Consider the following 240-nt stretch of genomic DNA (forward strand, 5'->3'; position numbering starts at 1 on the left):
GAAAGTTTGGATGATTGTTTAACCAGTCTTGGACTAACGCTTGACCTGAGCTTTCGCTACTTGGAGCTCGTCTCATCAAAATATTGTTCATTTTCTGTTGAGCCGCATCTGCTTGGTTTGCATTATTCAATAAAACATATTCAGCGTACTGTGCTGCCATACTGTGTTCATCAATATCATAAGCCTGTTGAATTAGCTGCTGCGATTTTGAAGTATTATTTTTCATAGCTTCAACAACTG

General features: G+C 38.3%; 1 protein-coding gene. It reads right to left on the bottom strand.

All coding sequences use genetic code 11. From position 1 onward, the window contains the following. Nucleotides 1–240 (bottom strand): hypothetical protein (locus AC3II9_RS22435; protein WP_489158982.1); only part of this gene is annotated, 240 nt, incomplete at both ends.

This window comes from Lysinibacillus sp. RU7 (assembly GCF_057837305.1).